The 11,422-nt window shown below is 66.7% G+C and carries 13 protein-coding genes; 7 read left to right on the forward strand and 6 right to left on the reverse strand.

Annotated features, from left to right (window positions below; all coding sequences use genetic code 11):
- Positions 1 to 131 precede the first annotated feature (131 nt).
- The 3 genes from tpiA to ACSC1R_RS11665 form a co-directional block, all read right to left on the reverse strand.
- A complete protein-coding gene (gene tpiA, locus ACSC1R_RS11655; RefSeq protein WP_439025915.1) occupies positions 132 to 776 on the reverse strand; it encodes a triose-phosphate isomerase in 645 nt (214 codons plus the stop codon).
- A gap of 63 nt (positions 777 to 839) precedes the next feature.
- Complete coding sequence (locus ACSC1R_RS11660) at positions 840 to 1,238, reverse strand: YlbF family regulator (protein WP_439025916.1); 399 nt, start codon at positions 1,236 to 1,238, stop codon at positions 840 to 842.
- Between the two features lie 77 nt (positions 1,239 to 1,315).
- The gene (locus ACSC1R_RS11665) at positions 1,316 to 2,035 is read right to left on the reverse strand and encodes a helix-turn-helix domain-containing protein (protein WP_439025917.1); all 720 of its coding nucleotides are present in this window, start codon (positions 2,033 to 2,035) and stop codon (positions 1,316 to 1,318) included.
- A gap of 228 nt (positions 2,036 to 2,263) precedes the next feature.
- Between ACSC1R_RS11665 and ACSC1R_RS11670 the strand changes: the two genes are divergently transcribed.
- Entirely contained in the window at positions 2,264 to 2,770 is a 507-nt protein-coding gene (locus tag ACSC1R_RS11670) for a hypothetical protein (RefSeq protein WP_439025918.1), read from the forward strand.
- A gap of 136 nt (positions 2,771 to 2,906) precedes the next feature.
- Positions 2,907 to 3,944 carry a diphthamide biosynthesis enzyme Dph2 gene (gene dph2, locus ACSC1R_RS11675; protein ID WP_439025919.1) on the forward strand — a complete coding sequence of 346 codons (1,038 nt, stop codon included), beginning with the start codon at positions 2,907 to 2,909 and terminating at the stop codon, positions 3,942 to 3,944.
- A gap of 24 nt (positions 3,945 to 3,968) precedes the next feature.
- Here the strand turns inward: dph2 and ACSC1R_RS11680 are convergent, their stop codons facing one another.
- Entirely contained in the window at positions 3,969 to 4,976 is a 1,008-nt protein-coding gene (locus ACSC1R_RS11680) for a hypothetical protein (RefSeq protein WP_439025920.1), read from the reverse strand.
- A gap of 103 nt (positions 4,977 to 5,079) precedes the next feature.
- On the opposite strand from ACSC1R_RS11680, the gene ACSC1R_RS11685 reads away from it, so the two are divergent.
- Positions 5,080 to 5,364: a DNA-directed RNA polymerase subunit L gene (locus tag ACSC1R_RS11685; RefSeq protein WP_261650817.1), complete on the forward strand. Its 285-nt coding sequence runs from the start codon at positions 5,080 to 5,082 to the stop codon at positions 5,362 to 5,364.
- A 73-nt stretch (positions 5,365 to 5,437) separates the two neighbouring features.
- On the opposite strand, the gene ACSC1R_RS11690 is transcribed toward ACSC1R_RS11685, so the two are convergent.
- Positions 5,438 to 6,217, reverse strand: coding sequence for a hypothetical protein (locus ACSC1R_RS11690; RefSeq protein ID WP_439025921.1), 780 nt, complete (start codon positions 6,215 to 6,217; stop codon positions 5,438 to 5,440).
- 110 nt (positions 6,218 to 6,327) lie between these two features.
- Positions 6,328 to 7,143, reverse strand: coding sequence for an imidazole glycerol phosphate synthase subunit HisF (gene hisF, locus ACSC1R_RS11695; protein ID WP_439025922.1), 816 nt, complete (start codon positions 7,141 to 7,143; stop codon positions 6,328 to 6,330).
- Between the two features lie 93 nt (positions 7,144 to 7,236).
- Here hisF and ACSC1R_RS11700 point away from each other — a divergent pair, with 93 nt between their 5' ends.
- From ACSC1R_RS11700 to ACSC1R_RS11715, 4 genes are all read left to right on the forward strand, one after another.
- Complete coding sequence (locus tag ACSC1R_RS11700; protein WP_439025923.1) at positions 7,237 to 7,434, forward strand: DUF7550 family protein; 198 nt, start codon at positions 7,237 to 7,239, stop codon at positions 7,432 to 7,434.
- A gap of 94 nt (positions 7,435 to 7,528) precedes the next feature.
- Complete coding sequence (locus ACSC1R_RS11705) at positions 7,529 to 9,580, forward strand: flippase activity-associated protein Agl23 (RefSeq protein ID WP_439025924.1); 2,052 nt, start codon at positions 7,529 to 7,531, stop codon at positions 9,578 to 9,580.
- 40 nt (positions 9,581 to 9,620) lie between these two features.
- Positions 9,621 to 10,775 (forward strand): 5-(carboxyamino)imidazole ribonucleotide synthase, encoded by a 1,155-nt coding sequence (locus tag ACSC1R_RS11710; protein ID WP_439025925.1) that lies wholly within the window; start codon positions 9,621 to 9,623, stop codon positions 10,773 to 10,775.
- Positions 10,772 to 11,413 (forward strand): AIR carboxylase family protein, encoded by a 642-nt coding sequence (locus ACSC1R_RS11715; protein ID WP_439025926.1) that lies wholly within the window; start codon positions 10,772 to 10,774, stop codon positions 11,411 to 11,413. Before ACSC1R_RS11710 ends, ACSC1R_RS11715 begins: the two co-directional genes overlap by 4 nt.
- Positions 11,414 to 11,422: the final 9 nt, after the last annotated feature.

The following is an 11,422-nucleotide window of genomic DNA, read 5'->3' on the forward strand; positions in this document are numbered from 1 at the left end:
GCCTCGTGACAGCGTGGGCACAGACTGACGGGGTGTGCTGGTGGCGATGGCCGCTTCGTTCATCGGCCGTTATTCTGCAGATGTCTCTGTGAAATAGGTTGGCGCGATAAAGTCTGGTGACGGTGTGTGCCTCAGAGCGGGGAGACGAGGTCTTCCAGCGCGGCACGCGGGTCCTCGGCCTTCGCGACGCCGGAAGCGAGGAGGACGCCGGTCGAGCCGAGCTCGCCGGCCGCTTCGAGGTCCTCCCCCGTCGAGATGCCGGCACCACAGAGCACGTCGACGCTCTCGTCGACCGCTTCCGCTGCCTCGACTGCGCCGGTGACGATGTCGGGGTCCGCCTGACTCACGGGCGTCCCGGTCCCGATGAGTTCCGGTGGTTCGACCGCCACCGCGTCCGGGCCGAGTGCCGCCGCCGCGCCGATCTGGCGCGGGTTGTTCGCGCAGACGATGGTCTCCAGCTCGGCGCGCTCGGCGGCCCGCAGGGAGCCGTCGATGTCGGCGAGCTTCAGTCGGTTCTCGGAGTGGTTCAAGAGCGTGCCGACCGCACCGGCGTCGGCTGTTGCCTCCGCCAGCGTGCTGCCGGTGTGGCTGCCGTGGTCGACCGGGCTGACGTGCTGGGCCCACGTCTCGACGCCTGTCTCTGCGACGCGCTGCAGGTGTGCGGCCTGCGGCGCGACCGCGATACGGACGCCAGAGTCGTCGCTCACGTTCGCTGCCGCCGTCGCGACCTCGACTGGGTCACACGGGTACGCCTTCAGATTGACGAGTACGAACACGCCTACATCCGCACGAGCGTCGGTAAAATAGCTACCTGTTCTGCCAGCGCTTGCCTCCCGGGCTCAGTCGTTACAGCAGCCACTCGCCTCGTCGGCGAAGTCGAGACCGATAGTCTCAGAGAGGGTATCGTTGACCGCTTCGAGCTTCGCGTCGAGGCGGTTCTGGGCGTCGAGGTACTCCTCCATCACCGGAATGTCGTGGAGTTCCTGCTGGGTCTGCTGGAGGTTCTGGAGGTCCTCCTGGGACGCCTGCCCGGTCTGGCGCGCCAGCATGAACTCCTGGCGAACCTGCTCGAACTCGTCTATCTTCTCCTGGGCCTCTTCGGACTCTTCGACCGCCTTCTGGGCAGACTCGAAGCGCTCGAACTCGGGCAGTTCGCGGATGGCCTCACCGAGTTCACGGGCGCGCTGGTCGACGGTGGTCGTCTCCTCGGTTGCGTCCCCGCTCGTTTCGATGCTCATGGGCGCGGCTACGGAGCGAACAGGTTTCAACGCTTTGGAAGCAGACTCGCGGCAAGAATCCGTGCGTTCAGTGTCTCTCACCGGATGTCGTTGAGCAGTTTCGCCTCGGCCTTGCGGAGGTGTTCGGTGAACGTGGTCTTCGAGATACCGAGTTCGTCGGCGAGTTCTTGCAGTGACACCTCCCGGGGCCACTGGTAGTAGTTCTCCCGGCGTGCGAGTTCGAACACCTCGCGCTGGCGCTGAGAGAGCAACTGCAGGTACTGTGTCGAGCCGCCGGAGAGCGACGTAACCGACGAGATGTGCTGGACCTCGATGCTCGCGTCCTTCTCCGCACGGACCGTCTCCAGTCGGTCTTCGAGGTCCTGGCGGTCGCACTGGGCGACGACCGGCCAGTACTCGTACCCGTCGTAGATGCGGACCGGTCCCTCGTGGATGAAGCCGGTCGAGGTGAGCGCCGGCTCGATGCTGTCTTCCTCGGAGTACTCGACGAAGATGTCCTGTGTGGTGTTCCCCGGGTCGAAGCCGTCGGCGTTCATCTTCAACCCGCTCGAGAGTTCGAGGACGGACTGCGTGAGGACCGAGGCTCGCGTCGCCTCGACCAGTTCTGTTACCTCGGCCCGGGTGTCGCCGAACGCCGTGAACAGGCCCTTGATGTTCCCGTCCGAGAGCGGGAACGCCCCGTGGTTGATGAGGCCAGCGTCGTGCTGGTCGGTGACCTGGAGCGACCAGCAGTCGGGGTGTGCGACCTTGAGTGTGAGACGGAGGACCTCTTCGTCGCCATCGTCCTGCTGGGCCATCACTGGTGACTGCACGGCAGACGAGATAAATCCACCCCACTGACGATGGATTCGAGATACACCGGCGAGTCATCGTGAGCGATGCCCCACGCAGCGCGTCGACCCCTGTGAAACGACCGGCCGAGCGAATCGCTCGATATCGCGAGCTCTGGGCTTTTTTGAACGGTCTGAACGATTCGTGAACGGGCTCAACACTTGATATACCTCCCGTCCGTTCTGGAAACTAGTATGGTCGAGCCGACCCCGACGGTCCTCGTCGTCGCCGACGACGAGCTGACACGACAACGCTGTTCGACGTGGCTCGAGGACGAGGCGTACGACGTCATCGCCACCGGCGTCCTCGACGAGGCGCTGGCGACTGCCAAGCAGGCTGCCGTCGTTCTCGTCGCGGGCGGCGTCGGCCCGACGACGCACGACGAACTCGTCTCCACCCTCGCACGACACGCGAGAGAGTGTGGAATCGTCTCGCTGGCGTCCTCGGCGAGCCACGACCTCCCCTGCGACGAGCGGCTCGCGTCGCCGGTCCGGAAACGAGAACTCCACGAGGCCGTCGGTCGACTCGTCACACGGGCGACCTACGTCGACAGACTGGATGCGCTGGTCGCGGCCGCGCGACGGGCCACCAGCGGCAACCGCGGACGACTCACCAGACTCAGTTCCGAGACCAGGGACCTGCAGGACCGGTTCGAACCGGCCGACTACGAGGCCATGTTCCGGACCATCGACCCAGCGTGAGACCGCCGGCGATATGCACCTGTTCGGGCGACACGACGCAGGACGACCGTTCTCCCCGCCAGCACTCCACATAGGCCACAGACGACCGGGTTCGGAACCGCGGAAGTTAACCGTCCGCCCCAGTTAATCGAGGCTAATGAGCAACGAGTCGTTTTCTGAGGGGGACCTCCGGAACACAGGCATGTCCCTCAAGCACGACCGCGAGTGGGACTACGAACTCGACCGCATCATCGAGGCGGTCGACGAACGCGACGCGACCAAGGTCGGCCTCCAGTTCCCCGAGGGCCTCAAACGGCGCGGGCCGAAGGTGGCCGACGACCTGCGCGAACTCCTGCCCGACGAGGTCACCGTCCTCATCTCCGGCCAGCCGTGTTACGGTGCGTGCGACCTCGACACCTTCCTCATGCGCCGGACGGACGTGTTCGTCCACTTCGGCCACTCCCCGATGAAGGAGTCGGACAAGATCATCTACGTCCCACTGTTCTCCAACGTCGAAGTGCTGCCCATCATGGAGCAGGCCGTCGAGGAGGAACTCGAAGTGGGCGACGTTGGCCTCGTCACGACCGCCCAGCACATGAACCGCTTCGGTGAGATGAAAGAGTGGCTCACGGAGCAGGGCTTCGACGTCCACACCCGCAAGGGCGACGACCGCCTCACCCACGAGGGGCAGGTTCTGGGCTGTAACTACGCCTCCGCGGACATCGACGCCGACCAGATTCTCTACGTCGGCGGCGGCAAGTTCCACCCGCTCGGGCTGGCGATGGAACACCCCGACAAGACGGTCGTCATCGCCGACCCCGTCAACAACGTCGTCACCGTCGCCGACACGGAGAAGTTCATGAAGCAGCGCTACGGCGCGGTCCACCGCGCGATGGACGCCGAGAAGTTCGGCGTCATCTTCTGCACCAAAATCGGGCAGGGTCGCTGGGAGATTGCCGAGGAAATCGTCGACAACAACGACGACGCCTACCTCATCACGATGGACGAGGTGACGCCGGACCGCCTCCGCAACTTCGACATGGACGCCTTCGTGAACACGGGCTGTCCGCGCATCACGACCGACGACGGCCCGCGCTTCCACAAGCCGATGCTCACCCCCCAGGAGTACAAGATAGCCATCGGCGAGGAGCCACTGGAGAACCTGGCGTTCGACACGTTCCACGGGACGTGGTAAGCGGCTGATTCGCGCCGATAGCTCTCACTCTGACTCAAGCGATTTCGACGTTATCTCGTAGGTCTGGCCGTCGTACTCGACGTACTGGGCCTCGTCGATGCCGAAGGGCGGGTAGACGGCGTTCTCCTCGACGAGTCGGACCGTCTCGACGCCGGGCTCGAAGAACGCGAGTGTATCTCGCAGGTGTCGCAGCCGGAGCACCTGTTCGGTGATGAGTCGCCGCGGGTCCGACGCGCTCTCGACCCGGGTGACGTGGTACTCGCATCTCCGGCCGTTGTAGCCCGTCTCGATGTCGCGGTCGACCGTGACCACGTCGCCGTCCCGCGCGGTTCCCGTGACCGTCCTGGAGGGTTCGAGTTCGACCGGTGGCCCGTCGACGGTGAACAGTGAGGTGAGCCCGGTCTGTTGTTCGTGGTCGGTCGTCTCGAACCAGCCGCCGGTCGTGAAGGCGTACTCGCCGCCGCCGAGGCCGCCGATGGTGACCGACTCGGTGCCCTCGGTGAACGCGAGGGCGCTCGTGTCCGCGTTGTCGACAGTGACCGTCCAGGTGTGGGACTGGCCCGGTTCGAGCATCGTCGCCGGAACCGGGACCTGCCGCGGGGCGACGTGGAACCACTCGCCGTCGACCCGTTTCCAGACGCCCCAGTCGTAGAAGTTCGTGGTGAACGTCGTCTCGGTGTCGTTGGTGAGGGTGAACGAGAGCTCGCCGGTCGGGAGCGAGATGCTGTCCGTGGACGCGGAGAGGACGAGCGGCGAGTCCGGCATCGCTGGCCAGCAGACCACGCGGGCGGTGTCCTCGCCGCCGTGGACCGGACAGTCGGTCTCGGACGCGGGGACGCCTATCTCCGCAGGGGAATCTGGCGTGGTCGTCGCATCGTCCGTGGCTGGGTCGGTCGTCGTCGCGCTGGCCGTCCCGGTCCGTGACGTGGGTGGGCTGGTTGGGCTGCCAGACCCCGTTCCGGCACCGGGCGCGACGTTCGCGCAGCCGGCGAGGCCGACCGCGAACGAGGAGAGGAGGGCACGTCGTTTCACACACAGGATGTGTTCGATACTTTGTAAATACTTTCTGCCGGGGGGAGCCAGGGGACACGCACTTTCCGAAACCTGTAAACGCCGCCACCGACCACGAGGACACATGGAACTCACCGTCACGGAGAACCTCGAGCAGGAACTCCACGTCGAGATCGCTGGCGAGGACCACACGTTCATGAACGTCCTCAAGGGCGCGCTCCTGGAGACGGAGGGCGTCAGCGCCGCGACGTACGACATGAACCCCGAGCAGTCCGGTGGGCAGACAGAGCCCATCCTCACCGTCAAGACCTACGAGGGAACCGCTCCGCTCGACGCCCTGGAGACGGCCGCAAAGCGCGTACAGGAGAAGACCGAAGCGTTCCGCACCGCGTTCGAGAACGCGGCCTGATTTTCACGCGACCGACCACCCGTCGCGCTTCTCTCGTCAGGCAGCGACGCGTCCCGCCGGGCCGACGGAATCCTCAGCAGAACAGGTGTGCGATGTAGATGCGGCCGTCGGGGGCGACGTGGACGTCGACGGCGTACGTCGTGTTCGCGTCGAGGACGGTCTGTCTGGACTGGCCGTCCGAGAGGAGCGACTCCGCGACGCTGTCGGCCAACCCCTCTGCGCTGTCGTAGTCGGTGATGCGTGACCCCGTCGTGTCCTCGACTGACCCGAAGAAGTAGCCCTGGGGCTGACAGCCAGGCGAAAAGTCGCTGAGGCTCCCCCGGACCCGGCCGCCGTCGTAGTCCCGGGCGACCCGTTGCTGGTTGGCGAACGTCGCCATCGCGGTCAGGGTCTCGTCCTGTTCGAGGGTACCCTCGCCCTGTTCGGCCCGGAAGTCGTTCACCTGCTGGTGGACGTCAGCCTCGACAGCGGCGAGGTCGATGCCGTTCGCGGTCGTCGCGTTCCCGGGGACGTTCGAGACGGTCGGTTGCTGGTCGCCCAGCGGGAACGGGATGACCCCGGTGGCAAAGAGCGCGGCGACGAGCAGCATGACCGCGATGACGGGGGCGAACGGCTTCGCGATGGTCAGCCAGCCGACGCCCGCGGCCTCCGCCTCGACGTCCTGGTAGTCCGGTTTCCGCTTCTCCAGGCCCATGTTACCACAGCGGACGCAGGGCGGGTTGTTCCGGGTCGACTGCTTGCCACACTCGGTGCAGACCCAGACGAACCCGGTGTACTCACCGCTGTCGTGGCCGCACTCGTCGCAGGGCGGTGTCGTCGAGACGCTCCCGCAGTTGTCACACTCCCAGCCCATTCTCTAGCCTACAGTACGGTGTCACGTGGAAATACCTGCCGCTCGGCAGGATGGGACACGAGAGAGAACGTGCCAAGCGTTGCCGACTCGGCGTGGCATCCGCCGCCTGCTCAGAGCCGGACCGGCACGCCGTGGTCGTTGAGGTACTCCTTGACTTCACGGATGGAGTACTCGTCGAAGTGGAAGATAGACGCCGCGAGGGCCGCGTCCGCGCCAGCGTCCTCGAACACCTCGCGAGCGTGCTCGGGGCCGCCGCACCCTGAGGACGCGATGACGGGCGTGTCGACCGCATCGCAGACCGCCTTCGTGAGTGGGATGTCGTACCCGTCTTTGGTCCCGTCGGTGTCGATGGAGTTCACGAACAGTTCGCCGGCACCGCGCTCTTCGGCCTCCTTCGCCCACTCGACAACGTCGCGGCCCGTGCCTTCGCGGCCACCCTTGACGGTGCACTCGAACCAGCAGGACTCCCCGTCGACCTCGGCGTAGTACTCGCCCTGTTCGTCGAAGCGACGGCGGGAGTCGACCGAGATGACGATGCACTGGTTCCCGAAGGCGCGAGCCCCCTCGTCGATGAGGTCCGGGTTCTGCAGTGCGCCGGAGTTGATGGAGACCTTGTCCGCGCCGGCGCGGAGCGTCTCTTTGATGTCCTCCTTCGTGCGGATACCACCACCGACGGTGAGCGGGATGAACACCTCGTCGGCGACCGCACTGACCGTGTCGAGCATCGTCTCGCGGCCCTCTGCGGAGGCCGTGATGTCGAGGAAGACGAACTCGTCAGCGCCGGACTCGTTGTACTGCCGGGCCATCTCGACGGGGTCACCGGTGTACTTGAGGTCCTCGAAGTTGACGCCGGTGTACACCGCGGCGTTCCCGTCCTCGTCTAAGTCCACGTCGATACAGGGGATGATACGCTTCGTGAGGGGCATCTACTACCGGATGGTTCGGGCGTGTGGTGTTTGACCGTTTCGACCGTGGTCAGTTTCGATACTTTCAGGTAGACGGTGGCGGTACTCGAGCACATGAGCGACGAGACCGAGGACGTCGAACACGCGGACCACGGACACGACGACCACCACGAGCACGGCGACCACGGCGAGGTTGGCGGTCGTGTGACCTCCCCGATGCAGGACTTCGACACGAGCGCGGCCGGCATCGGCTTCGTCACGATGCTCGTCGGCATCGTCATCACGATGGCCGTTCCCCTGCTGCTGATCTGACCGTCCCCTTCTTTCGACCGTCGCCCAGTCCGCCACCAGCCCCTGCTGTCGAAAACCCAAAAGGATTCAACCACGGGAGACGCTTCCGGTTCCAATGGATGCGGAACCGTCCCGGACAGGGACCACCGACCGGCGCGTGCTCGTGGGGATGGTCGCCGTCGCCGCGCTCGCGCTCGCGGCCAGACTCGTCTGGCTCGGCGAGCGGTCGGCCCACTGGGACGAAGCGCGACTCGGCTACGCGGTGTTGACCGACGCGGAGACCGGCGTCTGGACGTATCGACCGGTCATGCACGGGCCGCTGCTCGCACACGCGAACGAACTACTGTTCTCGGTCCTCGGTCCCTCTGATGCGGTCGCTCGACTCACCGTGGCCGTGGTCGGTGGTCTGTTGCCACTCGCCGCGTGGCTCTTTCGTGACCACCTTCGAGACGTGGAGGTGCTCGCACTCGCCGCCTTCCTGGCCGTCAATCCCGTCATGCTGTACTTCTCCCGCTTCGCCCGGAGTGACGTGCTGGTCGCGGCGTTCGCGCTGGTCACGCTCGGACTGCTCGTCCGCCTCGCCGATACGCACGCCCCGTGGTACCTCTACGCCGCGAGCGTGACCTTCGCACTCGCGCTCGCGGCAAAAGAGAACGCGCTGGTGTATCTGGCGATGTGGGTGGGGGCCGGGTTGTTCGTCCTCGACCATCGAGCACGGTGGCGCGAGTCCGACTACGACCTGGTCGACGACGGCTTCGGCCCCGTGCCCGACTGGCTACTCGCCCGCCTCGATGGCCCAGTCGTATTGTTCGCGCTCGTGAACCCGGTCGTGCTCTCTCTGTTCGACCCGTCCCGGTTCCTCACGGTCGTGCTGACACTGGTCGCGCTTCGGGGAGCCCGCTGGGTGCTCCCGGTCGACGGCGAGGGTCATCGAGTCACCACGCTGGTCGGGGCGCTCGCGGTCGGCTGGTTGCTCACCGGTGTCGGTTCGGCTCTCACGACGTACAGCCTCGTCTGGGCCGTGATGGCGGCCTACGTCCTCGGAGCGGTCCTCCGCGGGTCGCCGGCTGGCCGAACGCTCCACCTGTGGCGGGCTCCCCTCGTCCTCGCAGGGAGCCTGTTCGTCCTCGTGACGGTCGGGATGTACGCACCTCGTGGCGAGACAGGCCTGTGGGCCGCCCTGGCGAACCCGGCACTCCTGCCCGGTGTCGTCGAGGCTGCCCTGTTCGAGAGCTGGGACGAGATGACGGCGCTCTACTTCGGCACCGTCCAGCGCCAGAGCTTCCTCGACTCGTTCACGTTCTTCGCGTCGGCGCTCCACGGCGGCGCGTTCGTCCTCGTGGTGTTCGCGGCCGTCGGCTTCCTGGCGGACCGGTACGGTGGACCCGGTGAGAGCCAGCGCGACCTCGTCTCGTTCGCGAGCTACTGGGGGTTCGCCAGCGTCCTCCTCTACCCCGTCCTGGTCCACGTGCAGGGCCAGTGGGCGGTCACCCACGTGGTCGTCCCGCTGACGATTCCCGCCGCCGTCGGCGTCGGCCTCGTGTGGCGGTGGGGGCGGGCCGCGGTCGCAGACCGACGGCTCGTCTCGGCGAGCCTCGCGGTATCGGTTCTCCTGCTTGCGACCGGCCTCACCGGCGCGGCGGCGGTGTCGACCACGTACACCGACCCAGCCGCGGCCGACAACCCACTCGTCCAGTCGGGACAGCCCGGGACCGACCTCGGGCCGGTCGCGGCGGCCATCGAGACAGCCGCCGCGGGGAACGAGGACGGCCCGGACGTGGTGTACTACGGAGCGTTCTTCGCGATGGACGACGAGCGCGCGGCGGACCGGTTGCCGGTCACCGACGGCGCGGGCTGGCGAAACGGCACGTGGACCGTCTACGCCGAGAACGAGAACTGGTACCACCGGCTCCCACTGGCGTGGTACACCGGGCGAGCAGGAGCCGAGACGGCCAGCGTCCGCACCATCCCTGAACTCCAGGAGCAACTGGCGACTGACCCGCCGGTGGTCGTCACCCGTTCGATTCACGCGGACCACGTCGGCGACAACCTCACCGGCACCTACGAGCGATACCCGGTGAACCTGACGGCGGGCGGGACCGGCACAGTCGTGTTCGTGAACAACTCGGTGCACGATGGGCGCCCATCCGTGCACGTCGATGCATAAAGCAAGCGTTAAGCGCCGTGCTGTGGAACCGCCGACCACAATGCCAGCGACCCTACCAGGGCCGATACTCGGCGTCGTCGGCGGCGGCCAGCTGGGGCGGATGCTAGCCGAAGCCGCCGCACCTCTGGGCGTCGACGTGGTGGTCCTCGACCCCACGCCCGACTGCCCGGCCGCGCCGGTCGCCCGCGACCAGCTCGTCGCCGACTTCGACGACCAGGCGGCCATCCGTGACCTGGCCGAACGGTCCGACTTCCTCACCTTCGAGATAGAACTCGCAGACCAGGACGCGCTGAACGAGGTCAGCGCGGAGACGGGCGTCCCGTGCCATCCGAAGCCGGCGACGCTCGAACTCATCCACGACAAACTCGACCAGAAGCAGGCGCTCGCCGACGCCGGGATTCCAGTCCCCGAGTTCCGGGCGGTCGAGACCGCCGACGAACTCCGCGAGGCCATCGACGAACTCGGCACGCCGGCCATGCTCAAGGCCCGGACCGGCGGCTACGACGGCCGCGGGAACGTCCCGGTCGAGCGTCGGGACGAGGCCGCCGACGCCATCGAGGCGGTCGCCGGCCCTGCGATGCTCGAAGCGTTCGTCGACTACGAGCGCGAGGTGAGCGTCATCGCCGTCAAGGGTGACGACGAGGTTGCGACGTTCCCCGTGGGCGAGAACATCCACGAAGCGGAGATACTTCGCGAGACCGTCGTCCCCGCCGGCTCCGACGAGGCTGTGCTCGAAGAAGCCGAAGCCGTCGCCCGCGATGTCCTCGACCTCATGGACGGCCGTGGTGTCTACGGCATCGAACTGTTCGAGACCCGTGACGGCGAGATTCTGGTGAACGAAATCGCGCCCCGCCCGCACAACTCCGGGCACTGGACCATCGAGGGTGCAGTCACCTCGCAGTTCCAACAGCACGTCAGGGCGGTGCTCGGCTGGCCACTCGGCGCGACCGACCTGCGCGCGAACACCGTTTCGAAGAACATCCTCGGCACCGGTGACGACTCCCGCGAGGCCGAACTCTCGGGCGTCGACAGCATCCTCGACGAACCCGGCGCGTCGCTGCACTGGTACGGCAAGCGCGAGGTGCGCCCGCTCCGGAAGATGGGCCACGTCACGAGCGTGGCGACCGAGGGCGAATCGACAGACGACCTCCTGACGGGCACCCGCTCGCTCGTCGACGACCTCACGTTCAGATGACAGACGAACTCGACTCCCTCATCGACGACCTGCACGCAGAGGCACAGCGCGACCGACCCGCCGAGGACACCCCCGATGTCGGCATCGTCATGGGCTCCGACTCGGACCTCGACGTGATGATGGGTTCGGAGACGGGCCGCGGCGGGGCGTACGACGCCCTCGTCGACGAACTCGGCTTCGCCGAAGTGACCGACTACGACGACCCGCCGGCGGAACGGTTCACGTTCGAGACGTACGTGACCTCGGCCCACCGAACTCCAGAACTGATGTACGCGTACGCGGAGACCGCCGAGGACCGCGGCCTCGACGTCATAATCGCGGGAGCCGGCGGCAAGTCCGCCGACCTGCCGAACATGACCGCCTCCATCGCGTACCCGCTTCCGGTCATCGGGGTGCCGGTCCAGGAGAAGTCCGTCGACTCCGTCATCGGCATGCCACAGGGTGCACCGCTGACCGCGGTCGACGCGGGGAAGTCGTTCAACGCGGCACTCTCCGCCGCGATGATTCTCGCGCGCGAACACGACGAACTGCGAGAACGCCTCGTCGACTACCACGAGGGACTGAAAGGTGACGTGGCCCGCACCTCCCGTGCGCTCCACGAACTCGGGACACCCGGATTCAAAGAACGGCGGGACTGACACGGGCTG

The organism is Haloarchaeobius ordinarius (assembly GCF_051801355.1).
Classification (GTDB): domain Archaea; phylum Halobacteriota; class Halobacteria; order Halobacteriales; family Natrialbaceae; genus Haloarchaeobius.